The 26,350-nt window shown below is 66.2% G+C and carries 25 protein-coding genes and 1 pseudogene; 8 read left to right on the top strand and 18 right to left on the bottom strand.

Annotation, left to right across the window (positions count from 1 at the left end):
- Positions 1 to 65: 65 nt before the first annotated feature.
- From WIT60_RS06165 to WIT60_RS06155, 3 genes are read right to left on the bottom strand one after another with little or no spacing between them, the layout of a single operon-like run.
- Positions 66 to 440 (bottom strand): 6-pyruvoyl trahydropterin synthase family protein, encoded by a 375-nt coding sequence (locus WIT60_RS06165; RefSeq protein ID WP_320362503.1) that lies wholly within the window; start codon positions 438 to 440, stop codon positions 66 to 68.
- A 25-nt stretch (positions 441 to 465) separates the two neighbouring features.
- Entirely contained in the window at positions 466 to 1,128 is a 663-nt protein-coding gene (queE, locus tag WIT60_RS06160) for a 7-carboxy-7-deazaguanine synthase (RefSeq protein ID WP_339583063.1), read from the bottom strand.
- 1 nt (position 1,129) lies between these two features.
- Entirely contained in the window at positions 1,130 to 1,399 is a 270-nt protein-coding gene (locus WIT60_RS06155) for a hypothetical protein (RefSeq protein ID WP_320362501.1), read from the bottom strand.
- A 152-nt stretch (positions 1,400 to 1,551) separates the two neighbouring features.
- On the opposite strand from WIT60_RS06155, the gene hemA reads away from it, so the two are divergent.
- The 6 genes from hemA to WIT60_RS06125 all read left to right on the top strand — a co-directional run bounded on the left by hemA (position 1,552) and on the right by WIT60_RS06125 (position 6,756).
- A complete protein-coding gene (gene hemA, locus WIT60_RS06150) occupies positions 1,552 to 2,895 on the top strand; it encodes a glutamyl-tRNA reductase (RefSeq protein WP_339583062.1) in 1,344 nt (447 codons plus the stop codon).
- An 8-nt stretch (positions 2,896 to 2,903) separates the two neighbouring features.
- Complete coding sequence (prfA, locus tag WIT60_RS06145) at positions 2,904 to 4,004, top strand: peptide chain release factor 1 (RefSeq protein WP_339583237.1); 1,101 nt, start codon at positions 2,904 to 2,906, stop codon at positions 4,002 to 4,004.
- Positions 3,997 to 4,833: a peptide chain release factor N(5)-glutamine methyltransferase gene (gene prmC / locus WIT60_RS06140; protein ID WP_339583061.1), complete on the top strand. Its 837-nt coding sequence runs from the start codon at positions 3,997 to 3,999 to the stop codon at positions 4,831 to 4,833. The genes prfA and prmC overlap by 8 nt, the downstream gene beginning before the upstream one ends.
- Before the next feature lie 123 nt (positions 4,834 to 4,956).
- Positions 4,957 to 5,757, top strand: coding sequence for a hypothetical protein (locus WIT60_RS06135; protein WP_339583060.1), 801 nt, complete (start codon positions 4,957 to 4,959; stop codon positions 5,755 to 5,757).
- Between the two features lie 100 nt (positions 5,758 to 5,857).
- Entirely contained in the window at positions 5,858 to 6,181 is a 324-nt protein-coding gene (gene grxD, locus WIT60_RS06130) for a Grx4 family monothiol glutaredoxin (RefSeq protein ID WP_339583059.1), read from the top strand.
- Between the two features lie 8 nt (positions 6,182 to 6,189).
- Entirely contained in the window at positions 6,190 to 6,756 is a 567-nt protein-coding gene (locus WIT60_RS06125) for a UbiX family flavin prenyltransferase (protein ID WP_339583236.1), read from the top strand.
- A gap of 7 nt (positions 6,757 to 6,763) precedes the next feature.
- Here the strand turns inward: WIT60_RS06125 and WIT60_RS06120 are convergent, their stop codons facing one another.
- Positions 6,764 to 7,408 carry a lytic transglycosylase domain-containing protein gene (locus WIT60_RS06120; RefSeq protein WP_339583058.1) on the bottom strand — a complete coding sequence of 215 codons (645 nt, stop codon included), beginning with the start codon at positions 7,406 to 7,408 and terminating at the stop codon, positions 6,764 to 6,766.
- A gap of 184 nt (positions 7,409 to 7,592) precedes the next feature.
- Entirely contained in the window at positions 7,593 to 9,356 is a 1,764-nt protein-coding gene (locus WIT60_RS06115; protein ID WP_339583057.1) for a proline--tRNA ligase, read from the bottom strand.
- Positions 9,357 to 9,456: 100 nt separating this feature from the next.
- Between WIT60_RS06115 and WIT60_RS06110 the strand changes: the two genes are divergently transcribed.
- Positions 9,457 to 10,068 carry an RNA pyrophosphohydrolase gene (locus WIT60_RS06110; protein WP_339583056.1) on the top strand — a complete coding sequence of 204 codons (612 nt, stop codon included), beginning with the start codon at positions 9,457 to 9,459 and terminating at the stop codon, positions 10,066 to 10,068.
- A gap of 103 nt (positions 10,069 to 10,171) precedes the next feature.
- Here WIT60_RS06110 and WIT60_RS06105 read toward each other — a convergent pair whose 3' ends face one another.
- The 12 genes and pseudogenes from WIT60_RS06105 to WIT60_RS06050 form a co-directional block, all read right to left on the bottom strand.
- On the bottom strand, positions 10,172 to 11,233 hold the full coding sequence (locus WIT60_RS06105) for a putative solute-binding protein (protein WP_339583055.1): 1,062 nt from the start codon (positions 11,231 to 11,233) through the stop codon (positions 10,172 to 10,174).
- Between the two features lie 143 nt (positions 11,234 to 11,376).
- On the bottom strand, positions 11,377 to 12,495 hold the full coding sequence (proB, locus tag WIT60_RS06100; protein ID WP_339583054.1) for a glutamate 5-kinase: 1,119 nt from the start codon (positions 12,493 to 12,495) through the stop codon (positions 11,377 to 11,379).
- A 37-nt stretch (positions 12,496 to 12,532) separates the two neighbouring features.
- Positions 12,533 to 13,111, bottom strand: coding sequence for a histone H1-like repetitive region-containing protein (locus tag WIT60_RS06095; protein ID WP_339583235.1), 579 nt, complete (start codon positions 13,109 to 13,111; stop codon positions 12,533 to 12,535).
- A gap of 24 nt (positions 13,112 to 13,135) precedes the next feature.
- Positions 13,136 to 14,185: pseudogene (cgtA, locus tag WIT60_RS06090) on the bottom strand (Obg family GTPase CgtA); the annotation flags it as partial.
- 135 nt (positions 14,186 to 14,320) lie between these two features.
- Entirely contained in the window at positions 14,321 to 14,578 is a 258-nt protein-coding gene (rpmA, locus tag WIT60_RS06085) for a 50S ribosomal protein L27 (RefSeq protein WP_339583053.1), read from the bottom strand.
- A gap of 45 nt (positions 14,579 to 14,623) precedes the next feature.
- On the bottom strand, positions 14,624 to 14,935 hold the full coding sequence (rplU, locus tag WIT60_RS06080) for a 50S ribosomal protein L21 (RefSeq protein ID WP_339583052.1): 312 nt from the start codon (positions 14,933 to 14,935) through the stop codon (positions 14,624 to 14,626).
- 93 nt (positions 14,936 to 15,028) lie between these two features.
- Complete coding sequence (locus WIT60_RS06075; RefSeq protein WP_339583051.1) at positions 15,029 to 16,273, bottom strand: patatin-like phospholipase family protein; 1,245 nt, start codon at positions 16,271 to 16,273, stop codon at positions 15,029 to 15,031.
- Complete coding sequence (rocF, locus tag WIT60_RS06070; RefSeq protein WP_339583050.1) at positions 16,270 to 17,220, bottom strand: arginase; 951 nt, start codon at positions 17,218 to 17,220, stop codon at positions 16,270 to 16,272. The genes WIT60_RS06075 and rocF overlap by 4 nt, the downstream gene beginning before the upstream one ends.
- Positions 17,221 to 17,225: 5 nt before the next feature.
- The gene (locus WIT60_RS06065; protein ID WP_339583049.1) at positions 17,226 to 18,134 is read right to left on the bottom strand and encodes an LOG family protein; all 909 of its coding nucleotides are present in this window, start codon (positions 18,132 to 18,134) and stop codon (positions 17,226 to 17,228) included.
- Between the two features lie 13 nt (positions 18,135 to 18,147).
- A complete protein-coding gene (locus WIT60_RS06060; protein ID WP_339583234.1) occupies positions 18,148 to 18,924 on the bottom strand; it encodes a HesA/MoeB/ThiF family protein in 777 nt (258 codons plus the stop codon).
- 32 nt (positions 18,925 to 18,956) lie between these two features.
- The gene (locus WIT60_RS06055; RefSeq protein WP_339583048.1) at positions 18,957 to 20,399 is read right to left on the bottom strand and encodes a S41 family peptidase; all 1,443 of its coding nucleotides are present in this window, start codon (positions 20,397 to 20,399) and stop codon (positions 18,957 to 18,959) included.
- A 162-nt stretch (positions 20,400 to 20,561) separates the two neighbouring features.
- Entirely contained in the window at positions 20,562 to 21,530 is a 969-nt protein-coding gene (locus WIT60_RS06050; RefSeq protein ID WP_300156340.1) for an MBL fold metallo-hydrolase, read from the bottom strand.
- A gap of 120 nt (positions 21,531 to 21,650) precedes the next feature.
- Here WIT60_RS06050 and WIT60_RS06045 point away from each other — a divergent pair, with 120 nt between their 5' ends.
- Positions 21,651 to 24,416: a CHASE domain-containing protein gene (locus tag WIT60_RS06045; protein WP_339583047.1), complete on the top strand. Its 2,766-nt coding sequence runs from the start codon at positions 21,651 to 21,653 to the stop codon at positions 24,414 to 24,416.
- 28 nt (positions 24,417 to 24,444) lie between these two features.
- On the opposite strand, the gene WIT60_RS06040 is transcribed toward WIT60_RS06045, so the two are convergent.
- Entirely contained in the window at positions 24,445 to 26,307 is a 1,863-nt protein-coding gene (locus WIT60_RS06040) for a polysaccharide biosynthesis protein (protein ID WP_339583046.1), read from the bottom strand.
- Positions 26,308 to 26,350: the final 43 nt, after the last annotated feature.

The raw sequence follows: 26,350 nt of genomic DNA, 5'->3' as shown, positions 1-26,350 counted from the left end.
GGTGGGGCCTTCAGGCAGTCGGTGTGGTCAGGATCGATGCAGGCCGGCGTCGCGCTCGGGCCGGATCAAGCCGGCTCGGGGCGATACAGGCAGCGGTCGCCCGCGGCGCGGGAGACGGCCACGCCCGCCACCTGCGGGATCCGCGGCTGGATGCGCTCGAAGATGAACACGCAGAGGTTCTCCAGCGTGGCGGCGCCCAGGCCGGGCACCTCGTCGAGGAAGTGGTGGTCGAGCTGGCTGCGCACCTCGGCGATCACCTCGCGCAAGATGGCCAGGTCCACGACCATGCCCGACTCGGGCTGACGCGGGCCGCGCACGATGACCTCGGCGGTGTAGGTGTGACCATGGATGCGGCGGCTGCCGGCGGCCTCTTCGGGCGACACCTGGCGCTTGAGCGTGTGCGCCGCATCGAAAGCAAAGGTCTGACTCAACTCGAACATCAACAATCCTTGCAGGGGCAGCGCGTCAGCGGATGCCCAATGATTTGTGGGTCTGGACGCTGAGCAACCAGCGCGGGTGGTCCAGACACCATTGCACGGCCCATTCCATCGCCTGGCGGCGCGCTTCGGGCTGGGCGCTGTCCATGGCCTGCACGCGCAGTTGCTGGAAATCCAGCTGCTCGAAGGCCAGCAGGTCCGCTTCGGTGAAGCCGGCTTGTGGCACGACCACCTTGAGCTCATGGCCGCGCGTCTGCACCAGCTTGGCGCCGGCCTTGGGGCTCACGCAGATCCAGTCCAGGCCCTCGGGCGCGACGACGGTGCCATTGGTCTCGACCGCGATCTCGAAGCCCTGGGCGTGCAGTGCGTCGATCAGGGCCGCATCCAGTTGCAACAGGGGCTCACCACCCGTGACGACGACGAAGCGCTGCCCTTGCCGCCCCGCTGGCGTGTCCGGCCAGAAAGAGGCAATGCGCTCGGCCAAGGCCTGCGCCGTGTCGAACTTGCCGCCGCCCAAGCCGTCGGTGCCGACGAAATCGGTGTCGCAGAACTGGCAGATGGCGCTGGCGCGGTCGGCCTCACGGCCCGTCCACAGGTTGCAGCCGGCCATGCGGCAAAACACCGCCGGGCGACCGGCATGCGTGCCCTCGCCTTGCAGGGTGTAGAAAATTTCCTTGACGCTGTAGGTCATCTCACTGCCATCCTGTCCACCACACCACGCCCGCCGAAGCCAGCACCAAGCCGGCATACGTGGCCACCGCACCATCCTGACCCGTGAGGATCAGGCCCAGTACCAACACCGCGGCATTGGCCACCGCCGTCCACTGCACCTGGCGGCGCCACGAACGGCCTTTCAGCTCCTGGCGCCACACCACGCGGGCCAGGGACGGCACGAGCAAGGCCAGCGCCAGCGCAGGCAAAAAGAAATTCCACGCGTGATTCAGCGCGCTGAAGAAACCCATGTCAGGCCTTGTGAAACGGAGGCAATGGAGGCGCCGAACTTGCGCTGCATCAAAAAAATGCGCTGTTTCGGGGCCGACACCCCAGCGCACACCCAGGGCATCCGCGTCAACGGAACCCCATGTCAGGCGGTGGATTTTATAATCGCCGGCATATGACCGTCTTGACCCTGGGACTCAACCACACAACCGCGACAGTGGACCTGCGCGGCCGGTTTGCGTTCGCGGTCGATCAGATCGCTCCGGCGCTCAAGACCCTGCGCGAACAACTCACCGGCGCGCCCCAGTCCGAAGCGGCCTTGCTGTCCACCTGCAATCGCACCGAACTGTATATGGCGGCGGCGGGCGCGGGCAAGCCGGTCCCTCAGCTGCGGCATGCCGCGATCGACTGGCTCTCCCGCACCGGTGGCGTTTCGCGCGACGAACTGCTACGCCACACCTACGTGCTCGAAGGCGGCCAAGCCGCGCGCCACGCCTTCCGCGTCGCCAGCGGACTGGACTCGATGGTGCTGGGCGAGCCGCAGATCCTCGGCCAGATGAAGCAGGCCGTGCGCGAAGCCGACACCGCCGGCACCCTGGGCACCACGCTGCACCAGCTCTTCCAGCGCAGCTTTGCCGTGGCCAAGGAAGTGCGCACCTCCACGGAAATCGGCGCGCACTCCATCAGCATGGCCGCGGCGGCCGTGCGCCTGGCCTCACAGCTGTTTGAAGACCTGAGCAAGACGCGCGTGCTCTTTGTGGGCGCGGGCGAGATGATCGAGCTCACCGCCACCCACTTTGCCGCCCGCAGCCCGCGTGCCATGGCCGTGGCCAACCGCACGCTGGAGCGCGGCGAAAAACTCGCGGCCCACCTGGGCGCCCAGGCCATCCGCCTGGCCGACCTGTCACAGCGCCTGCACGAATTCGACATCGTGGTGTCCTGCACCGCGAGTTCCCTGCCGATTATCGGCCTGGGCGCGGTCGAGCGCGCCCTGAAGGCCCGCAAGCGCCGCCCCATCTTCATGGTGGACCTGGCCGTGCCGCGCGACATCGAACCCGAGGTCGCCCGCCTGGACGACGTCTACCTCTACACCGTCGATGACCTGTCGACCATGGTGCAGACCGCGGGCGAAAAGCGCCAGGCCGCCGTCGCCCAGGCCGAGGCCATCATCGACACCGGCGTGCAAGGCTTCGTGCACTGGCTTGACCAGCGCAGCACCGTGCCCCTGATCCAGGCCCTGCATGGCCAGGCCGACCAGTGGCGCACGGCCGAACTGACCCGCGCGCGCAAACTGCTCGCCAAGGGCGAAGACGTGGACGCCGTGCTCGACGCCCTCACCCACCGCCTCACGCAAAAGATGCTGCACGGCGCCATGGTCGAGCTGCACAGCGCCGACGCGCACACCCGCCCGCAGATGGTGGCCGCCTTGTCGCGCCTGTTCCTGCGCGGTGAGGCCGTGCTGCCCACCGACCTGCAACGCCCCCGTGGCCGCCTCCTGAACGACGAGGACCTCGCGTGAGCGCCGCCCTGGCGCCTTCTCTCGCCTCTTCGCTCGAACGCCTGGCCCAGCGCCTGCAAGAGCTGGACATGGCCCTGTCCGACCCGGTCGTCGCCGCCGACAACAGACGCTTTCGCGACCTGTCGCGGGAGCACGCCGAAGTCAGCAGCGTGTGCGACCTGGCCCGCCGCCACACCCAGCGCCAGCAAGACCTCGACACCGCCCGCGAGATGCTCGCCGATGCGGGCGACGACGCCGAGATGCGCGCCATGGCCCAGGACGAGATCACCCAGGCCGAGGCCGACCTCGACCAGCTGGTCGCCCAACTGCAGACCGCCCTGCTGCCCAAGGACCCCGACGACGCGCGCAACGCCTTCATCGAAATCCGCGCGGGCACCGGGGGCGACGAGTCGGCCCTGTTCGCCGCCGACCTGGCCCGGATGTACACCCGCTATGCCGAACGCCAGGGCTGGCGCAGCGAGATCATGTCGGCCAGCGAGTCCGACCTGGGCGGCTACAAGGAAGTGGTGCTGCGCTTCGAGGGCGATGGCGTGTATGGCCAGATGAAGTTCGAGTCGGGCGGTCACCGCGTGCAACGCGTGCCCGCCACCGAAACCCAAGGCCGCATCCACACCAGCGCCTGCACGGTGGCCGTGATGCCCGAGCCCGACGAGGCCGCAGCCATCACCCTGAACCCCGCCGACCTGCGCATCGACACCTTCCGCGCCAGCGGCGCCGGCGGCCAGCACATCAACAAGACCGACTCGGCAGTGCGCGTGGTCCACCTGCCCACCGGCCTGGTCGCCGAATGCCAGGACGGCCGCAGCCAGCACAGCAACAAGGCCAAGGCCCTGCAGGTGCTGCAAGCCCGCCTGCAAGAGAAAGAACGCAGCGAGCGCGCTGCCAAGGAAGCCGCCCTGCGCAAGGGCCTGATCGGCAGCGGCGACCGCTCCGACCGCATCCGCACCTACAACTTCCCCCAAGGCCGCCTCACCGACCACCGCATCAACCTGACGATCTACAAGTTGCTCGCGGTGATGGAGGGCGAACTCGACGATGTGATTGCCGCGCTGCTCAGCGCCCAGGCCGCCGAGCAGTTGGCCGAGCTGGAGGCCGCGACCGGTGTCTGACACGCCCACCCCGCTGACCGTCGCCCAGGCCCTGGCCCGCGCTGCCGGCTGCGGCGTGGACCGCCTCGACGCCCACCTGCTGCTCGGCCATGTGCTGGGCCGCTCACGCACCTGGCTGCTGTCGCACGACACCGACCTGCTGGATGCCGAGGCCCAAGCGCGCTACCTGGCCCTGCTGGCCCGTCGCGCCGAGGGCGAACCGGCCGCCTACCTGCTGGGCGACAAGGAATTTTTCGGGCTGAACCTGCGCGTCACGCCCGACACCCTGATCCCCCGCCCGGACACCGAAACCCTGGTGCACTGGGCACTGGAACACCTGCCCACCGACCAGCCCCGCCGCGTGCTGGACCTCGGCACCGGCAGCGGCGCCATCGCCCTGGCCCTGGCGCATGAGCGCCCTCAGGCCGACGTGACGGCTGTGGACGCCAGCGCCGGCGCCTTGCAGGTGGCCCTGGACAACGCCGCCGCCCTGGGTCTGCGCCTGCGTGGCCTGCTGGGCTCCTGGTTCGCGCCGGTGGCAGGCGAACGCTTTGACCTCATCGTCAGCAACCCGCCCTACATCGCCGAGGGCGACCCGCACATGGCCGCCCTGCGCTTCGAGCCCGAAAGCGCCCTGACCGCCGGCCCCGACGGCCTCGATGACCTTCGCCAGATCGTGGCGCAGGCCCCCGATCACCTGCCCCCCGGCGGCTGGCTGCTGTTGGAGCACGGCTACGACCAGGCCGAGGCCGTGCAAACCCTGATGCGCCAACGCGGCTTTGTGGAAGTGAGTACTCACTTCGACCTGGGGCAGCAAGCCCGCTGCACCGGCGCACGCTGGCCAGGCTGAGTCGCGCAGCCCAGGTGGCGCAAGCGCAGCCCTTGCGCGGAACTGCGGTCACGAATGCACACATCTCTCTGACACAAGGCCTAGGCCGCGGCGTAGCATGACCTTCCCTCGACGGAGCCCGACATGCCTACGCCCATCGACGCCCTGCCCGACCGCACCGCCATCCACCCCACCCCGCGCCGCCTTGCCCGAGCGTGGGCCGATGCGCTGCGGAGGCCGGCGTCCTGTGCCTTGCCAGCGCGTGCATCGTTGTCCTTCGCCCTGCTGACCTGGCTGACACCGGCCCAGGCGCAACTGGTCCCGCCGACCGCCCACGCGATGCGTCAGCTGGCCCAGGCGCCCTACACCACCGTGCACCTGCCCTGGCGCCAGCCAGCCGACGGCAGTGGTCTGCAAGCCAAGGGACGGCAGCTCTGGCCGCAATGGGAAGGCCGCATCGGCGTCGTCATCGACCGCCCCGTCGACCCCTTGAAAAACAACTTCGTGCTGGCCCAGCCCAGCCCCGCGGGCCTGCAACTGCGCAGCCTGCACATCCTCTCCGACTACCACCTGGACGGCGGCTTCCGTGCCACCGCCGGCGTCTTGCGCGGCCACGTCGAACAGGCCTGGTGGACGGGCGGCGCACAAAGCCCCGGCCTCAACCTCAGCCTGCAGCGCCTCGACCTGCTGCGCCTGCCCGGCGACCATCAGGGCCGCGACCGCACCATGGCCTACGTGGGCGCAGGCTACAGCACCTCGCTGGACGACACGCCTGGCGACGCCTTCCACTCGCACTTCAACGCCGACATCGGCCTGACCGCCACCGGCCAGCGTGACGCCCGGCGCACTGACATCTCGGCCACCGACGGCCTGGGCGGCAACCCTTTGTCGGGCAAGCTGCAGTGGCGCCCCCTCATCAAGGTCTCGGTGGACTACGCCTTCTGAGCTAGGCCTTCTGAACAGGGGTGAATCAACCCCAGATCGCGCCAGACGGTCGGTCCTGATATAAGCTCGGCTGTTTTCTTTTCTACAAGATGGTGTGGTTATGAGCGACGTTCAACAACGCATTGACGATCTGGTCAAAGGCAACCGCGTGGTGCTGTTCATGAAGGGCACGGCCCAGTTCCCGCAATGCGGTTTTTCCGGCCGTGCGGTACAGATCCTCAAGGCCTGTGGCGTGACCGAGCTGACCACGGTGAACGTGCTGGAAGACGAAGGCATCCGCCAGGGCATCAAGGAATACGCCAACTGGCCGACCATCCCCCAGCTCTACATCAACGGTGAGTTCATCGGCGGCTCGGACATCATGATGGAGATGTACCAGGCTGGCGAGCTGCAACAGGTTCTCGGCGGCCAACAAGCCGGCTGATGAGCGCCATGCGCCCATCGCGCCTCATCGTGGGCATCACGGGGGCCAGCGGCGCCGTCTATGGCGTGCGCCTGCTGGAGCGCGCCCGTGCCCTCGGGGTGCAGACCCATCTGGTCGCCACCCCGGCGGGCATCCTCAATGTGCACCACGAACTGGGGCTGGACCGCTCGGCCCTGGAGGCCCTGGCCACCGAAGCCCATGCGCCCGGTGACGTGGGCGCCTGCATCGCCAGTGGCAGCTACGCCACCGATGCGATGGTGATCGCCCCCTGCACCATGAAGACCCTGGCCGCCGTGGCGCACGGCCTGGGCGACAACCTGTTGACCCGCGCGGCCGACGTAACGCTGAAAGAGCGTCGCCGCCTGGTGTTGATGGTGCGCGAAACGCCCTTCAACCTGGCGCACCTGCGCAACATGACCGCCGTCACCGAAATGGGCGGCATCGTCTTTCCGCCGCTGCCGGCGTTCTACCACCGGCCGCAAAGCATCGACGAACTGGTCAATGAAACGGTGGAACGTGTGCTGGCCCTGCTGCAGATTGAGCAGGCGCGGCCGCAAGAGTGGCGCGGCCTGTGAGCCGCGTTCAAGGCCGGGTGTAGCTGACCTTCTGCACGCCAGCCGACCCCTCGGCCAGCCGAGTGGCCTGGGCCTCCTGATCACGCCAGACCCGCGCGGCGGCGGTGACCATGTTCGGGTACTCGGCGCGGCCACGGCTGCCGTTGTAGCGCCCCAGGGCCATGAAAAGATTGCCCTTTTCACGGTCCAGGTAGTGACGCAGGATCACGCAGCCAAAGCGGATGTTGGTCTGCATGTGAAACAGCGAGGACGGATCGCCATTGCCGATGGTGCGTGACCAGAACGGCATGATCTGCATGTAGCCGCGTGCCCCGGCATGCGAGATCGCATGCTTGCGGAAACCACTTTCCACCTGGATCAGACCCAGTACCAGCGAGGGCTCCAGCCCAGCCCGCTTGGCCTCGTAGCAGACGGTGTTGAGGAACTCATGGCGCACCAGCTCCTCCGGCTTGCGCTTGCGCAAACGGGCTTCCTGGGCCTGCGTCCAGCGGGCACATTGCTGGCGTTGCGCGTCATCGGCGAACACCAGCTTGGGCGGCTCGCCCCGCCCCACGGCGGCCGACAGGGCCGAGCGCACCGAGTCGGCCAAAGGCTCCTCGATCTGCGCACCGGCCCAGGCGCTGGACAGGCTGGCGGCCAGCAGACCGGCCATCCACCCTGCATGCCCCCGCCCACGGCGCCGTGCCGGCCCCGCAGAGCACGCACCATCACTCATGGACAGACGACCCAACATGCGACCGGATGGCGACAGAAAGCGACGAAACAAGGACTTCACAGACATTTTTAGACCATAGCGCATTCGGTGCGCCTTGTCGCGCACCTTGCGCACGTGCCACTCAAGCGGCGTGCAATCGTGCCAGCAGGTGCACCAGCACATCGCTCACCGGCACCTTGGTGGCTTCGGCATCGGTGCGGCCCTGGTACTCGGCCAGACCTTCCTTGAGGCCCTTGTCGCCCAGCACCACGCGGTGCGGCACGCCAATCAACTCCCAGTCGGCAAACATCGCACCCGGGCGCTCGCCACGATCGTCGAGGATCACGTCCACGCCCTTGGCCAGCAGGTCGGCGTGCAACTGATCGGCTGCGGCCTTGACGGCTTCGGAGCGGTCGTAGCCCACCGGGCAGATCACCACGGTGAACGGCGCGATGCTGTCGGGCCAGATGATGCCGCGCGCGTCGTGCTTCTGCTCGATGGCTGCACCCAGGATGCGGGTCACGCCGATGCCGTAGCAGCCCATCTCGAAGTGCTTGGGCTTGCCGTCCACATCGAGGAAGGTCGCGTTCATCGACTGCGAATACTTGGTGCCCAGGTAGAACACGTGGCCGACTTCAATGCCACGCTGGATGGCCAGCACGCCCTGACCGTCCGGCGACGGATCACCTTCAACGACGTTGCGGATGTCGGCCACCAGATCGGGCTCGGGCAGGTCACGGCCCCAGTTCACGCCTTGCAGGTGGAAGCCCTCTTCGTTGGCGCCGCAGACGAAGTCGCTCATCTTCGCCACCGTGCGGTCGGCCACCACCTTCACGGGCTTGAGCAACTGGACCGGGCTCAGGTAGCCCGGCTTGCTGCCAAAGTGGGCGACGATTTCGCCTTCGGTGGCGAAGCGGAAACCGGCCTTCAGGCCCGCACCATCGGCCAGCTGGATCTTGCCGGCCTTGACTTCATTGAGCTCGTGGTCACCACGCACCAGCAGCAGCCAGATGGTGGACTTGACGATCTCGCCTTGCTCGTTGGTCTCGTCAGTGGCCAGCACCACGGACTTGACCGTGTGGCTCAAGGGCACGCCCAGCAGCTCGGCCACGTCCGGGCAAGTGCTCTTGCCAGGCGTCGGCACCTTGGCCAGCGCGGCGGTGGGCGCGGCGCGGTGGTCGATCAGGCCCACAGCTTCGGCCAGCTCGATGTTGGCGGCGTAGTCGCTGGTGGGGCAGTAGACGATGGCGTCTTCGCCGGTGTCGGCGATCACCTGGAACTCGTGCGAACGGTCACCACCGATGGCGCCGGTGTCGGCGGCCACGGCGCGGAACTGCAGGCCCAGGCGCTCGAAGATGCGGGTGTAGGCCGCGTACATCGCGTCATAGGTCTTGCCGGCGCTCTCGACGTCACGGTCGAAAGAATAGGCGTCCTTCATCGTGAACTCGCGGCCGCGCATCACGCCAAAGCGCGGACGGCGCTCGTCGCGGAACTTGGTCTGGATCTGGTAGAAGTTCTTGGGCAGCTGACGGTAGCTGCGCAGCTCCTGGCGGGCAATGTCGGTGATCACCTCTTCGGCGGTGGGCTGGATCACGAAGTCGCGGCCATGGCGGTCCTTGAACCGCAGCATTTCCTCGCCCATCTTCTCGAAGCGGCCTGTTTCTTCCCACAACTCGGCGGGCTGCACCACCGGCATGACCAGCTCGACGCAGCCGGCCTTGTTCAGCTCGTCGCGGATGATGTTTTCCACCTTGCGGATGGAGCGCAGGCCCATCGGCATGTAGTTGTAGAGGCCCGCCCCCAGCTTCTTGATCAGACCAGCACGCATCATCAGCTTGTGGCTGACGATCTCGGCATCGGCCGGGGCTTCCTTGAGGGTGGAGATGAAGAACTGAGAGGCTTTCATGGGAACCAATGCAAAGGCACCGCAAGGGCCGGGATGACCACACTAGGCGATCCGGCACAGCGGTGCAATAATGAAACCAGTTGAAAATTTGGAGTTGATTATGCTCGACCGTGAAGGCTTTCGGCCCAACGTCGGCATCATCCTGCTCAATCACCGTAACCAGGTGTTCTGGGGCAAGCGCATCCGCACCCATTCCTGGCAGTTCCCACAAGGCGGCATCAAATACGGTGAGTCGCCCGAGCAGGCGATGTTCCGCGAGCTCCACGAAGAAGTGGGCTTGCTGCCCGACCACGTCCGCATTGTGGCGCGTACCCGTGACTGGCTGCGCTATGAGGTGCCGCTGCACTTCATCCGCAAGGACGCGCGCGGCCACTACCGTGGCCAAAAGCAGATCTGGTTTCTGTTGCAACTCACGGGCCGCGACAGCGACATGAACCTGCGCGCCACCAACCACCCCGAGTTCGACGCTTGGCGTTGGCACGAATACTGGGTGCCACTGGAAAGCGTGATCGAGTTCAAGCGCGGGGTGTACGAAATGGCCCTGTCCGAACTGGCGCGTTACCTGCCCAAGCCGCAGGCTCCTGGCAACCGCTTTTTGCGTGGTCACATGCGTGCACAGCGCGCGGACGAATGCCACGAAGACGGCATGGCCAGTGACGCAGCGACTACAGACGACGAGCACCATCACACAGCGCCCGCCTCGCGCTACTGAGCCTGACCATCACAGATGACAAGACCCGGCAGGCTTTCGCCTCCGGGTCCGTGACTGTGTGCCCCCCGACCGCAACCGGGGGCACAGGGTCCATTCAGGTCAATCAGTCGATTTCGCGCGGGGTGGCGCATTCCGCATCGGACGGGTTGACGCTGCAACGGGCCTTCTTCATCACGTTCAAGGTCGTCTTGTTGTAAATGCCTTGCTTGGCGATGTCCAGGCGAGCCTCGCGGTACATCACGGCGTACTTGGGAATGCTCTCGGCAGGGAAGTCTTCCCACACAGCGGCCGGGATGCCCTTTTCAGCGGTCTTGACGATGTTCAGGGCGCGATCAAACTGGGCCAGCCAGAACTGACGCGACTTGTCGCCAAAGCCCTCGGGGAACTTGCCCTTGTTGAGCATGATCTGCACCGTGGGGATCACGATGGGCAGTCGGCCAATGCCACCGGTCTTGCCGATGCCCTTTTGCAATTCGAAAGGCTTGTAGGCCACGGCCGGCAAGGTCACCATGTCGAGCAGACCATTGTTGAACTTCGTCCCCAGGTTGCTCACATCCACCGACACCGGCTGGGCGCCGATGCGCTGGATCATCATGCCCTGGGCCTTGTCGTAGTCGAAGGCGGCGATCTTCTTGCCTGCCAGCGATTCAACGGTGTTGTTCTTGCGATCACGCACGATGGGATAGGCTGCGCCCAGCGGGAAGATGCCGCCGACTTCATAGTTGCCGTCGACCATCATCTTGCTGGCGGCAGGCGAGGAAAACACCTGAATGACCTTGCGCAGCACTTCGTAGCCGGCGTCGATGTCCACCTTGCCGTTCTTGATGATCAAGGTTGAACCGATGCTGTCGATGGAGCCGGCGATGTTGTTGAACTGACGGGTGCGGAACGAGGTGGCCACCACCGCGTCGCACTGACCTGCACGGAAGTCCTCGATGGCCACGCGCTCATCGGTGTAGCCCTTCAGTTCGAGGGTGGCGCCGTGCTTCTGCATGGCCAGCGCGTAGTCGGTGGCGGTGGCGAAGACATCACCCGTCTTGCCGGCCACGTCCCAGACGCAGACAACATTCTTGGCCTGGGCCGACACCGCCACGGAAGACAGCAGGGCAGCGGCAGCCAATGCCAGAGATTGGGGACGCAGGAAGGAGCGGGGAGCGTGGGACATGCAGGAGCCTCCGGGGAGCAGAACACGTGAAAAAAGTCTCAGGACTTATTTTTACGTGACGTCCGAACACCCCTGGGCAGGGTGAACCCGCCTCCCTCCCCATTCAGGGGATCGCGTCAGGTGCCTCTCGCGGGCTGGACCGATCAGGCCAGCACGAGGTTGTCGCGGTGGATCATCTCGGGCTCGTTGGTGAAGCCCAGTGCCGCCTCGATGTCGGCCGAAGCCTTGCGCACCAGCAGGCGCGCTTCGCCGCTGGCGTAGTTGGCCAAGCCACGGGCCACGTCCTGGCCCTGGCTGTTGCGCACTGCGATGACATCGCCACGGAAGAACTCGCCCACCACCTCGGTCATGCCGATGGGCAGCAGGCTGGCGCCCTCCTCACGCAATTTGTGCACGGCACCGTCATCGACGATCACGGCCCCACGCAGTTGCAGGTGGTCGGCCATCCACTGCTTGCGGGCGGTGAGCTTGGCGGTGGCGGCCACGAAGAGCGAACCAATGGGTTCGCCCTGGGTCAAGCGCACCAGCACGTCAGGCTCACGCCCCCAGGCGATGACCGTGGAAGCGCCGCTGCCCGCTGCCCGTTTGGCGGCCAGCACCTTGGTGATCATGCCGCCGGTGCCCACGCGGGAGCCCGCGCCGCCGGCCATCTGCTCCAGCGCCGGATCGCCCGCGGTGCAGACGTCGATGAAGCGGGCGTTGGGGTCCTTGCGCGGGTCGGCGCTGTAGAGCCCCTTCTGATCGGTGAGGATGACCAGGACATCGGCCTCGACCAGGTTGGCCACCAGCGCCCCCAAGGTGTCGTTGTCACCGAACTTGATTTCGTCGGTGACCACCGTGTCGTTCTCGTTGATGACGGGCACCACCTTGTGCGACAGCAGCGTCAGGAGCGTGGAACGGGCGTTGAGGTAACGCTCGCGGTCAGCGAGGTCGGCGTGCGTGAGCAAGACTTGGGCGCTGCCCATCCCGTGCTCACGCAGCTTGGTTTCGTACATCTGGGCCAGACCCATCTGACCGACGGCCGCAGCCGCCTGCAAGGCGTGGATTTCCTTGGGACGGGTGGCCCAGCCCAGGCGCTTCATGCCTTCGGCGATGGCGCCACTGGAGACCATGATGACCTCACGGCCATCTTGCGCCAGCGCAGCCATCTGGCGGCACCAGGTGCCGATGGCCTCCGCGTCCACGCCCTTGCCCTCGTTCGTGACCAGACTGGAACCCACCTTGACGACAATGCGGCGGGCGTTCTTCAACACATCGTTCATGGGCAGGGGCTCGGTCAGGGCGAATGGAGATCAGGGCTCAGCGGGCGGCCTTCTTGGCCACGGCCTTTTTGGCGACGGCTTTCTTGGCTGCGACCTTCTTGGCGGGGACTTTGACGGGCGCTGCCTTTTGGGCGGGCGCCTTGGTGGCCACCGGCTTCTGGGCCAGCGCCTTCTTCACCGCCACGGTCTTCACTGCGGCCTTCTTGGTGACGACCGGTTTGACGGCAGCATTCTTGGCTGCAACCGGCTTGGCGGCGACCTTCTTGGCGGTCACTTTCTTGGCCGGCGCTGCCTTGGGTGCGGCCGCCTTCTTCACCGCAGTCTGCTTCACGGCCGCGGTTTTGACCGCCGCTTTCTTGACCGCGACCTTCTTGGCGACCACCTTCTTCGCGGCAGCCTTCTTCGCTACCGCCTTGTTGGCGGCAGGCGCCGCGGCCGTCTTCACAGCGGCTTTCTTCGCCACGGGCTTCTTGGCAGGCGCAGGCTTGGCCGCAGCTTTCTTGGCCGGGGGTTTCTTGGCTACCGCCTTCTTGGCCACAGCCTTGCGTGCGGCACCCGACTTGGGCTTGATCAAGGCTTCCAGTTCGTCGTCGTACGACAAGCCGGCGCGGGCCATCAGGTCAGATGCCATCGGCAGGCTGGCTTCCACGTCGAAGCGGATGTCGGCTTCTTCGTGATGCTCCTGCATGCTGGCCACGTGCTGGTAAATCGTCTGCACCAACTGCTCGCAGCCCTGGCGGGTCAGGGCCGAGATCTGGAAGACCGGGCCCTTCCAGCCGTAGCGGCGCACGAATTCGAGCACGCGGGTCACGCGCTCGGCCTCGGGGATCATGTCGAGCTTGTTGAGCACCAGCCAGCGCGGCTTGTTGTAGAGCTCTTCGTCGTAGATCTTGAGTTCGTTGACGATGGCTCGGGCCTGCTGCACCGGATCGGCGTCGTCAAACGGCGCCAGGTCGATGACGTGCAGCAGCACGCGGGTGCGCTGCAGGTGGCGCAGGAACAGGTGGCCCAGACCGGCACCTTCCGACGCGCCTTCGATCAGACCGGGGATGTCGGCGACCACAAAGCTCTTCTCCGGGCCCACGCGCACCACACCCAGGTTGGGGTGCAAGGTGGTGAAGGGGTAGTCGGCGATCTTGGGACGAGCGTTCGAGATGGCCGCGATCAGGGTGGACTTGCCGGCATTGGGCATGCCCAGCAGGCCGACATCGGCCAGCACGCGCAACTCGAGCTTGAGCTTGAAGGCCTCGCCGGGCCAGCCGACGGTTTTCTTGCGCGGGGCACGGTTGGTCGAGGTCTTGTAGTGCAGGTTGCCGAAGCCGCCATCACCGCCCTTGGCCAGCAGGCGCTTTTCGCCGTGCTCGAGCAGCTCCATCATCACTTCGCCGGTTTCGTAGTCGCGGATGATGGTGCCCACCGGCATGCGCAGGACGATGTCCTCGCCGGCGGCGCCGAATTGGTCGGAGCCTCGACCTTGCTCGCCGTTGCGCGCCTCGTGGCGGCGGGCGTAGCGGTAGTCGATCAGGGTGTTGATGTTGCGGTCAGCGACCACGTAGACGTGCCCGCCTCGCCCGCCGTCGCCCCCGTTGGGGCCGCCGAAGGGAATGAATTTCTCGCGACGGAAGCTGATGCATCCGCTGCCACCGTTGCCGGCGGTCACATCAATGGTGGCTTCATCGACGAATTTCATGAGACGGGTGTCCTTGTGAGTCCAGGGCAGAGATTATCCCTGCCACTGACAAAAAAATCTGGACGGGCGACAAACACAAAAGCCCCGGCAAGCCGGGGCTTTGGTTCAGCAGGCCCGTAGGCTGCCAAAGACCGATCAGACCGGGGTCACGACCACGGTCTTGCGGTTCAACGCGCCCTTGACGGTGAAGGACACGGTGCCATCGACCAGCGCGAACAGGGTGTGGTCGCGGCCGGTGCCGACGTTGGTACCAGCGTGGAAGCGGGTGCCGCGTTGACGGACGATGATGGAACCAGCGGAGATCACTTGACCGCCGAAGGCCTTCACGCCCAGCATCTTGGGTTGCGAGTCACGGCCGTTCCGCGTGGAACCGCCGCCTTTTTTCTGTGCCATGGATCTGCTCCTTGGTGACTGAGGTTAGACGAAGAAGGCGCGAGATCAGGCGTTCACGGCGCTGATTTCCAGCTCGGTGAAGTTCTGACGGTGACCTTGGCGCTTCTGATAGTGCTTACGACGGCGCATCTTGAAGATGCGGACCTTGTCGTGACGACCATGAGAAACAACAGTTGCCTTGACGGTTGCGCCAGCCACCAGAGGGGTGCCCACCTTGAGTTCAGCGCCGGAGCCGACTGCCAGAACCTGGTCGATCACGATCTCTTGGCCAACTTCCGCAGCAATCTGTTCTACTTTAATTTTTTCGCCAGCAGCAACCTTGTATTGCTTGCCACCGGTTTTTATGACCGCGTACATGTTGAGACCTTTCAGGAAAAGAACTATTCCCCGCCTTTTACAAAGCGAAGCTCTCTACTTTAGCACGCTGTCAATGGGAAGTAAAGTCTGGCCTCACGGGGCGTCGCTCGCGCGTCCCTGCGTTTCGCCCCAGCCGAAGAAGGCGCGAACCTCTTCGCGCTTGGCCAGGGCATCGGTGAAGCCAAGGTGGATGAGTTCGCGGGTGAAAGACGACTCGAACAGCAGGTAGCTGGCCAGCGCAGCACCACGGGCCGACTTGCCCTGGCCGTAGACGCCGACAGCCCGCAGCATGGCGCGCACCGCAGGCGGCAGGGCCCACAGGTGACGGGCGGCTATGTCGTCGATGCGCTGGCTGGGCGCGATCACCAGCGCCTCGATGGGCCTCAGGCTGGTGTGTCGACGTTGCTCGGGGGTCATGAGGCTGAGCGTGTGGTTGATGCGCTGCATGCGCTCAATGTCCACGGTGAGCGAGTCCAGGAAGATGCTGGACATGGCGTGACCGGCGATCTGCGCCAGATTAGGGTACTCAACCACTTTCTCGCGTCGATCAGGCGGCTCATGGAGCCGACCCACCCCGATCACCAGGATCCGATCGGCGCCCAGGTGGATCGCCGGGGAGATGGGCGCGGCCTGGCGCATGGAGCCGTCACCACAGTAGTGCTCTCTGCCCTGCACCGACAGCTTCACGGCCGGGAACACAAAGGGGATGGCCGAGGACGCGAGCAAGTGGTCGATGCCGAGCTGATCGCGCACACTCAAGCGCTGCGAGCGCGCCCAAGGGGGAATGGGGTGGGCGCTGTCATAGAAGGTGACGTGCTCACCGGTGGTGTAGCTCGAGGCGGTGACGGCCACGGCATCCAGGTGCCCTTCGGCCATCAACTGCGGCAGGCGATCGACCTGAAAGAGCTGAGGCAGCAGGTCTCGCACAGGACTGTTGTCCAGCAGCGAGCGCGGACGCATGCGGCGCCAGCGGGCCAGGGCCCAGCCCAGAGAAAACAGGGTCAGCCATTGGGCACCACTGCGGATGACCCCCAGCGAATCGGCACGGTACACCTGTTCGGCACGGAAGTCGCGCCAGACATCGACCATGGTGCGCAAGGCGAGCTCATAGTGATCGGCCTGGCAGGCCAGGGCCATGCCGTTGAGCGCACCTGCCGAGGTGCCGGAGATGATGTGAAAAGGGTTGCCGCGGCGACGTTCACCCGCATCGCGGCGGATGAGTTGCAGGGCCTGCAACACACCGACCTGATAGGCGGCCCGTGCCCCACCGCCGCTCAGGATCAGGGCTGTCTTGCCGCCCGGGCGGGGATGCAGAGGGGCAGGCGTCGGCTCCGTCACGGACGGGCCCGCATCAAGGTGCTCTTGCCGAACAGGCTTTCGAGCAGGTCCACCACCAGCTCAGCGGTGCGATTTTGGATGTCGCGCGCCGGGTTGAGCTCCATCACGTCCACCGATCCGATACGGCCGGTGTCCGCCAGCATCTCCATGCACAACTGCGCCTCGCGGTAAGAAGGACCGCCGCGCACCGGGGTCCCGACGCCCGGTGCGATGTCGGGATCGAGGAAGTCAACATCGAAGCTGATGTGCAGATGGGTGCGCTCTCCCACCCCCATCAAGGCCTGCTCCATGACCCGGCGCATGCCCTGCTCGTCGAGACTGCGCATGTCGAACACGTCCAATCCCTGACCGTGGACAAAGTGGCGCTCCAACGGGTCCACACTGCGCACACCGATCAGGCGCAATTCATGCGCCTGCAGCGCCGGGACGTCGTGCGTGGGGGACGCGAGGTGGCGCAGGGCCTCGGGCCCGTGCCCGCACAGCACTGCCACCGGCATACCATGCAGGTTGCCACTGGGGGTGAGGTCCGGGGTGTTGAAATCGGCGTGGGCATCCAACCAGATGACCCGCAGGTCCCGACCGGTGGCGCGGCAGTGCGCGGCCACCGCGCTGATGGAGCCGATGGCCAAGCTGTGATCCCCCCCCATGAGCAGCGGCACCGCGCCTTGCCGCAAAGCCTCGCCGACCTCGTGATAGGCCGCGCGGTTCCACTGCACGCACTCGGGTAGGTGGCGATAGCCTTGCTGAGGCGCGTGCTCCGGGTTGGGAGGGCCCTGGAGATTGCCACCATCGCGAACGTCGAGCCCCAGACGCGTGAGCGCCGGGACCAGGCCCGCCACCCTCAAGGCCTCGGGCGCCATGGACGCCCCACGCATGCTTGCCCCGATGTCGGTGGGTGCGCCGATGAGACGCACACGCACGGCAGGGGTGGGCAGCGAAGCGCTCATGACACTCACCAGCCGCTGGGGCTGTCGGCGGAGGCGTCCTGGCCGAGGCCATACACCTGCTGCAAGGTTTCCCAGGCCTCGTCGGCCGTTTCAACGAAGCGGAACAGGTCGAGGTCTTCGGGGCTGATCATGCCGGTGTCGACCAGATGATCGAAGTTGATCAGCTTGGTCCAGAACTCGCGCCCGAACAGCAGCACCGGACGCTTGCGGCACTTGCCGGTCTGGATCAGGGTGAGGGTCTCGAACAGTTCATCAAGCGTACCGAAGCCGCCCGGGAAGCACACCAGCGCGATCGAGCGCATCAGGAAGTGCATCTTGCGCAGCGCAAAGTAGTGGAACTGGAAGCACAGGCGTGGCGTGATGTAGGGATTGGGCTCCTGTTCGTGAGGCAGCACGATGTTGAGTCCCAGGCTCTTGCCACCCACTTCGAAGGCACCACGGTTGCCGGCCTCCATCACGCCCGGACCGCCACCGGTGACCACGTAGATGGGCGAGGCCAGGCGAGCGGAGTGCTCGGTGACCAGGCTGGCAAAGGCGCGCGCCTCTTCGTAATAGCGTGCCATCACCACATGCCGACGCGCGACGTGCAGCGCGTGCTCGCGCGCGGGACCGGGCGGCATGTCCTCGGCCTCCTGCAGTTTGAGCTGGGCCTGCTCGGCCGGCAGGATGCGGGCACTGCCAAAGACAACGATGGTGGACTCGATGTTCTCCTCGCGCTGCACCATCTCGGGCTTGAGCAACTCGAGTTGCATGCGCACCGGACGCAGGTCAGGATGGAGCAGGAAATCGTTGTCGGTGAACGCCAGCTCGTAGCTGCTGTCGTCGCCCGCATACAAGGAGGGACGGCGCGCACTGCGGGCATCCTGGTCGGCCGTGGGAAAGTTGCGCTCGAGCAGTTCTTTGGGGTTGTTCATGTCGGAGATCGGTTCAGGTGGCAGGGCCGCACACCGGGCATTGCGGCGATCGGTGCGCACGCAGGGTGGTCCAGGACCAGTCACGCCCGTCCAGCAGCAGCAAACGCCCGGCCAGCGATTGGTGGTGGCCGGAGACACCCGGCTCATGCAAACCAGCCAGCAGCTTGACGGCTTCTCCGGCCTGCATCACCCCCATCATGCCCACCACGGGGGCGAACACGCCCATCAAGGCACAGCGGGTTTCTTCCGGCGGTGCATCGGGCGGAAAGAGGCAGGCGTAACAGGGTGACTCGGGAACACGCGGGTCGAACACGCTGATCTGGCCATCGAAGCGCACCGCCGAGGCCGACACCAGGGGAACACCATGGCTGCGGCAGGCACGGTTGATGGTCTGACGGATGGCAAAGCGATCGGTGCAGTCGAGCACGACGTCCGCCTGGGGCACCCAGATGTCGAGCAGGGCCTCATCGGCCGCTTCGGCGATGGCGTGCACCTGCACACCGGGGTTGAGCTCGGAGATGGCCAACTCTGCTGACAGCACCTTGGGCTGACCGATGCGGGCCGTGGTGTGGGCGATCTGACGCTGCAGGTTGGTGAGGTCGACCGTGTCGGGGTCGACCACGGTGATGCGCCCCACCCCGCAGGAGGCCAGGTACATCAGGGCAGGCGCCCCCAGACCACCGGCTCCGATGACCAGCACATGGGCACTCAACAAACGCCCTTGCGCGCCTTCCGACCACTCGTCGAGCAGCAGGTGGCGGCTGTAGCGGAGTTGTTGGTCGTCGTCCAAAAGCATCGTGCCGTGGTGCTGGCTCCGTGGCGTCACTGCGCCTTGGCATCTTCCGGCTTGCGCTCGGTCATGGTCTTGGAGACCATCACCGGCTTGCCCTTGAGCTGATTGAGGGCTTGTTGCAGCTGGAAGTCCTCGGGCGAACCGAACTCGGGCAAAGGCTTGGGTGGCTCGTTGTTCTTGCCGCGGGCCTCTTCCAGCTTCTTGAGCGCTTCCTCGCGAGCCTTCTCACGGGCCTCGTCCTTCTCTTCCTTGCCCTGACCACTGCCGATGTGCTTTTCCAGATCGGCTTCGCGCACGCGCAGAGCAGAGTAGAGGTTACCCTCCGCCGACTCGTCCACCATCACATCGGGCACGATGCCTGTGGCCTGGATGGAGCGGCCGCTCGGCGTGTAGTAACGGGCGGTGGTGATTTTGAGGGCAGTTTCAGCGGTGAGCTGGCGCACCGTCTGCACCGAGCCCTTGCCGAAGGTTTGTGCCCCCAGGATGGTGGCACGCTTGTGGTCCTGCAAGGCGCCAGCGACGATTTCGGAGGCCGACGCGGACCCCTCGTTGACGAGCACCACCAAAGGTACCTTCTTGAGGGCCGCCGGCAGCTTGGCCAGCGGGTCGGCACCAAAACGACGGGTGTAATCCTCGGCGCGCGCCTTGAAGGTTTGCTTGGACTCGGGCAACTGCCCGTTGGTGGACACCACGGTCACGTCGGGCGGCAGGAAGGCCGCCGAGATGGCGATGGCGCCTTCCAGCAGGCCACCCGGGTCGTTGCGCAGGTCCAGCACCAGCCCCTTGAGCTTGGGGTCGTCCTTGTAGAGTGCGGTCACCTTGGTGACAAAGTCTTCGACCGTGCGGTCCTGGAATTGGCTGACGCGCACCCAGCCATAACCGGGCTCGACGACCTTGGCGCGCACGCTTTGCACACGGATTTCCTCGCGCACGATGGTGACGGGGAAACTGCGGTTTTCGTTCTTGCGGAAGATCGTGAGAACGACCTTGGTGCTGGGCTCGCCGCGCATGCGCTTGACGGCCTGGTCCATGGTCAGCCCCTTGACGAAGGTGTCGTCAATCTTGGTGATGAGGTCACCCGTCTTGAGGCCGGCGCGGAAGGCCGGTGAGCCTTCAATGGGGGAGACGATCTTGACGAGGCCGTCTTCCATGCCGATTTCGATGCCCACGCCGACGAACTTGCCGGTCGTGCCTTCGCGGAATTCCTTGAACGAGGCCTTGTCGAAGTAGACGGAGTGCGGGTCGAGCCCGGCCACCATGCCGCCAATGGCGTCGCTGATGAGCTTTTTCTCGTCGGTGGGCTCGACATAGTCGGTCTTGATCATGCCGAAGACAGCGGCCAGCTGCTGCATTTCTTCCAGAGGCAGGGGGGCCATGGCACTGCGTGCGGTGGCTCCGAACTGCATGGTGGTCAAACCACCCGCCAGCGCCCCGAGCGCAACCCAGCCTGCAATCTTGAATTTGGAAGTCATGGCGTGCGTGTGTGCCTTTCGAACCCGCGGTGCAGGCCTGTCACCCAGCCTGCTTGTTGACTGTTCAGTATAGGGCGACGCGCGCCCTTACATCATGGAATAAGGCGGAAAGATGGCGCCTGTTGGCCTATTTCCCGCCACAAGTTGGCACCCACGCCGGGATCAGGGCTGGGTAGGCGCGTAGTCCAGCGGCACCCAGCTGTAGCGACCCTTGCCTTCGGCGCGCACCTGACCCATCCCAGGGAAGGGCAAATGGGCCCCCGCCACGGGCAAGGCATCCTTGGCCGTCCAGCCCAGCACCTTCATGCGGGTGGCCAGGGCCTGGGCGGGCACGCTGTCGAATTCGATGGTGACCTGAGGCTTGGGGAACTGCACGGCGGCGTTGTGCACGATGTCACCCCAGACGAGCAGCTGCTGGCCCTCGGACTGGAACAGGTAGCTGGTGTGACCCGGGGTGTGGCCGTGGGTCTGGACGGGACGCACGCCAGGCAGGATCTCGTCCGTGCCGGCGTAGGTGCGCAGGCGGTCGGCCTGCACGTAGGGCGCCACCGAGTTCTGGGCCGCCTGGAAGAAGCCTTGTGCGGCCGCGGGCGCCTTGGCCATCACCGCCGGGTTGAGCCAGTGGTCGGCATCCGCCTTCGAGACGTACACCTGGGCATTGGGGAAGGCCATCTGCCCCTCGGCCGTGCGCAGGCCGCCGACGTGGTCACCGTGCAAGTGGGTCAGCAAGACGGCATCGACCTGTTCAGGCTGGTAGCCCGCGGCCTTCAGGTTGGCATGCACCTGCCCCAGGCTGGGGCCGAAGAGCTGGGCGGCGCCGGCATCGACCAGCACCAGTTGCTTGCCGGTGTTGACCAGGAAGGCGATCACGGCTGTGGGCGTGGGCGAACTGCGGAAGGAACGGGCCAGCAGCTGCGAGATCTCTTTGGGCGTGGCGTTTTTCAGCAGCTTGCTGTCGAGCTGGATGCGCCCGTCGTACAGTGCGGTGACCTCGAACTGTCCCACCATGTGGCGCTGGTAACCCGGCACCTGGGTGCGCACCTGGGGGGCTTCGGCGTGCACAGCCGGCACGGCCCCCAGGGTCAACAGGCTCAGCGTCAGGGAAGGCAACAGGCGTGACAGACGGTTCATGGACAGGCTCCGATCAGAGGTAAGCAGGGAAATCAGTCTAGGCCCTCTCCCTCTTGAAGGGGGGCGTTCGGGGCGAAAGCCCTATGTCGCAACACGGGCTCCGATGCTAATGTTATGCGCATGCTCACGCCTCCGTCCTCGCTCTGGCCCCGCCTGATCCTCACCTGGTTGTTGTACACGGCCGTCGGTCTTGCCAGCGTGGCCCTGGCCGCCACCAATGACTTCGTCTCGCCCCTGTACCTGGCGGCCGGACTGGGGCTGGCCTGCGTGCTGGGCTGGGGGCTGCGCATGGTGTGGGCGGTGGGCCTGGGAGGCGCCGCGGTGTCCGTGGCCTATCAGGCGTTCGTGCACCCCGACACCCCCTGGCCGGTGATGCTCACGCTGGCGGTGCTGGTGGGCATGGGCATCGCGCTGCAGGCTTGGGTGGCGTGGGCCTTGACCCGCGCACGGGACAGCCAGGCTCTGAGCCTGGAACACCCCGGACAGATCCTGCGTTTTTTGCTGCTGGCCGGCCCGCTGGCCTGCCTGGTCTCTGCCGGCGTGGCCACCGGCGCCATGGTCCTGCTGGGCGGACTGCCGGTCGAAGAGGCGCTGCGCTTTGCCTTCAACTGGTGGGCCGGTGACACCCTGGGGGTCCTGATCGGGACCCCCATGCTGCTGCCCCTGGTCGGGCAGCCCGCCGCGCTGTGGCGTCCGCGCCGCAGGGTGGTCAGCATCCCGCTGCTGGTCATGGCGGCCTTGCTGACCCTGGCCGTGCGTCAGCTCCATGCCTGGCACCAGGAGCGCCAGCACGCGGTCTTTCTGCAGTCGGTCGAGGCCACCACCAGCGCGGTCCAGCTCCGCCTTCAGGGCTATCTGCACGCAGTCGTGGCCCTGAACGGCCTGATGGACGCGTCCGAAGAGGTGTCGCGTGCCGAGTTCCACCGGGCCACGCGCTACTGGCTGGGGGCGCTGGACAGCGTGCAGGCCATGGGGTGGGAGGAGCGGGTGGCCATCGCCGATCTGCCCGCCTTTGAAGCCGCCCAGCGCATGGAGGGCCTGCCCGGCTACCGGGTCTATGACGGCGTGGATCGCCGCCCGCCGCAGGGAGACGAGGTCCTGGCCCTTCGCTACATCGAACCGCAAAGCCACAACCTGCGCGCCCTGGGCTACAACGTCCTGTCTCGCCCGGAAACCCGCACCACGTACGAGCTGGCCCGCGACACCGACACGCTGCAGGCCACGCAGGGTTTCCGGTTGATCCAGGAAACGGGCATGCAGCAAGGCGTTGTGATCTACCGCCCGGTGTACAACGGTGCCCCGCAGACGGTGGCCGAGCGCCGCCTGACCGTGCGGGGCGCCCTGTTCCTGACCTTGCGCATGGACGATGTCCTGACCGCCATCTTGCGTGACATGCCCGCCCACCTTGCGGCCTGCCTGTACGAGCAAGTGCCCACGGGTGAGCGCCTGTTGGGCGGCTCGCCGGCGTGCGTGCACTTGAATGCTGCGGATCCGCCTCGCCACATCCAGCGGGTGCCGGTGCCGTTTGCAGGCCAGACCTGGACATTGGCCGTGTGGGCGCGTGCCCCCATCCCCATGGCGGGTGACGGTGCCACGTTCTGGCTGCTCGCAGTCGTGGGCACCTTGCTGGCCACCGCCCTGGGCACCCTGCTGCTGGTGATGACGGGCCATGCGCGTCATCTGCAAGAAGCGATACAGGAAGCACGTCGCCTGCACGAGGCGGCCGATCAGGCCAACCGGGCCAAGTCGGAATTCCTCTCTCGCATGAGCCATGAGCTGCGCACGCCGCTCAATGCCGTGCTGGGTTTTGCGCAGGTGATGGAGCTGGACAGCGCCTCCCCTCTGCCCTCCTCGCAGCGCCATCGGGTGCAACAGATCCAGCAAGCTGGCTGGCATCTGCTGGACATGATCGACGATGTGCTGGACATCTCTCGTGTGGACAGTGGCACCATGCGGCTGAACTGCCAAGCCATGCCGGTGGCGGACGCGCTGGCAGCGGCACTGAACCTGGTGGAGGACAAGGCTCAGAAACAGGGCATCAGCCTGCAAGGGCCCGGCACCGTACCGGCACACTGGGGGGTGCACGCCGATGCCACGCGCCTGCGCCAGATCCTGACCAACTTGCTGAGCAATGCCATCAAGTACAACCGCCCCAACGGCCGTGTGACCGTGAGCGTGACACGGGATGCCGAGGGCACCCCTGTGCCTCGCTTGCGCATTGCCGTGTCGGACACCGGCCTGGGTTTGAGCCCATCACAGCAGGCGCAACTGTTTCAGCCCTTCAACCGTCTCGGGCGCGAGCGCAGTCAGACCGAAGGCACGGGCATCGGCCTGGTCATCAGCCAGCATCTGGCGGAGCTGATGCAGGGCTCGCTGGAGGTGCAGAGCCGAGAAAATGAGGGCAGCACCTTCACCCTGGTGCTGCCGACCTTGGACCTGAGCCCCCCTGCGCCACACGCCGAACAACCCGGCCAGGACACTCGCTCCACCGCTGACGCCACGGCGCCCCATCATGTGCTGTATGTCGAGGACAACGCCACCAACGCCGATCTGGTTCGACAAGGTTTGCACGAGCAACCCGGTTTGAGCGTGTCGGTGGCGGCCAACGCGGAAGAGGCCCTGGGCGTGTTGCACAACCCGTCGCGAGGCCCGCGCCCCGACCTGATCTTGCTGGACCTGCACCTGCCTGACGCCTCCGGCCTTGACGTGCTCAAGCTGCTCAAGGCGAACCCGGACACCGCCCAGATCCCGGTCATCATGGTGTCGGCCGATGCCATGCCCACCCAGATCCAGCATGCCCTGGACGCTGGCGCGCACCGCTACCTGACCAAACCCCTGCACCTGCCCACGCTGCGCCAAACCATCGATCAGGTGCTCAAGGGCTGATCGCTCGGCCGCCGGGGTCGGGGGGGGCTCAACGCGGGGCGTACTCGGGCACCAGTTCGTGCAGGCGGTTGCGCAGCACGGCCGGCGTGGCGGCGCTGTCGTCGTTGGCCAAGGCCATCAGGCGGGGCAGCCAGTCGGCGGGCAACTCACCCCGCAGTTGCGCCAGGCGCAGGCGCGGATGCGGCGTGGGCAAGGTCGTGTCGGCATCGGCCAGCAGCTCTTCGTAGAGCTTCTCGCCGGGACGCAGACCGCTGAAAACGATGGGGATCTCGGCCTCGGTGTGACCGCTCAGGCGGATCAGTTCGCGCGCCAGGTCGGCGATCTTCACCGACTTGCCCATGTCCATGACGAACACCTGCCCGCTTTCGGCCAGGGAGGCCGCCTGCAGCACCAGTTGCGCGGCCTCGGGGATGGTCATGAAGTAGCGGGTGATCTCGGGATGGGTGACGGTGACCGGCCCGCCCTTGGCGATCTGTTCCTTGAACTTGGGGATGACGCTGCCGCTGGAGCCCAGCACATTGCCAAAGCGCACGGCCATGAAGCGCGTACCGGTGCCCTGGGCGGCCCAGTGCGAGATGACCATTTCGGCCGCGCGCTTGGTGGCGCCCATCACATTGGTGGGGTTCACCGCCTTGTCGGTGGAGATCAGCACGAAGCGCTGCACCTTGGCCTCGGCTGCGGCCTGCGCCGCCAGGTAGGTGCCCAGGGTGTTGTTGCGCAGCGCGATCCAGGCGTTGTCGTCCTCCATCAGCGGCACGTGCTTGTAGGCTGCCGCGTGGAAGACCAGATCGGGCTGGTGCGTGGCCATGGCGCGGCGCAGCGCGGCCAGGTCCTTGACGTCGCCCACCAGACGCACCAGAGGCAGGTGCGGGAAACGCTCGCCCAGGTCCTGCTCGACCTGGTAGAGCGCGAACTCGCTGAGCTCGAACAGCACGATGCGGCTGGGGCCGAAACGGGCGATCTGGCGGCACAGTTCGGAGCCGATGGAGCCGCCCGCACCGGTCACCATCACGGCACGGCCGCTGATCAAGCTGGACACTGCCAACTCATCGAGCTTGACGGGCTCGCGGCCCAGCACGTCTTCGGGCTGGATGTCGCGCACACGGTCAATGCGGGTGCCGCCTTCGCGCAGTTCATCGGCCGAGGGCACGGTGACGACCGGCAGCCCGGTGGCCGCCGCCAGCGCCAGCACACGCTTGCGTTGCGCCTGGGTGGCGGCCGGCATGGCCAGAATCAGGTGGGAGACATCGGCCAGGTTGGCGCGATCGGTGAGCAGGTCGAGTCCGCCCCAGACGGTGACACCGGCGATGCGGCTGCCGTGCTTGCGTGGATCGTCATCGAGCAGACCCACCACCGTCCAGCTGCGATGCTGGATGCCAGCGATCAGCAACTTGGCCGCGGCCCCCGCGCCCAGCACCAGGGCACGCTGACCGTTGTCCTGGGCGCCCGTGCGCCGCGCCCGAGACGACTCGCTGAGCATGCGCACGGTCATGCGCGCGAGCGACAGGCCGATCAGCGTGAAAACGGGGTGCAGCGCCAGCACGGCACGTGGCACCTCGTTGAGCTGCGCCATCAGGATGACGACGGCACAGGCCAGACCAGCGCCGAGGCAGACCCAGGCCAGGCGGGTGATGTCAGGAAAACTGGAGTAGCGCCAGCTAGCACGCGGCACGCCCAGGGCCCAGGAGACGGTGCTGTAGACGGCGATCACGCCAAGCAGCACAGCCCAGTCGTAGGACGGCCGCTCATGCAACCAGCGTTCGACCCCCATGCGGAACAGGTAGGTGGCATGCCAGGCCAGCAGGATCAGGAGGGCGTCGGCGAGCATGACCACGCCTTGACGACGGGGACGCAGTTGATCCAGAACGCGGTTCAGGGAGTGCCAAAGCATGATGGGAGGCGCGCGGGAAGGCAAAAAAGAAGCGGCAACCCGC

It is taken from the genome of Aquabacterium sp. G14, assembly GCF_037482285.1.
GTDB lineage: Bacteria > Pseudomonadota > Gammaproteobacteria > Burkholderiales > Burkholderiaceae_C > Aquabacterium.
This window is presented reverse-complemented; position numbering and strand designations above follow the sequence as displayed.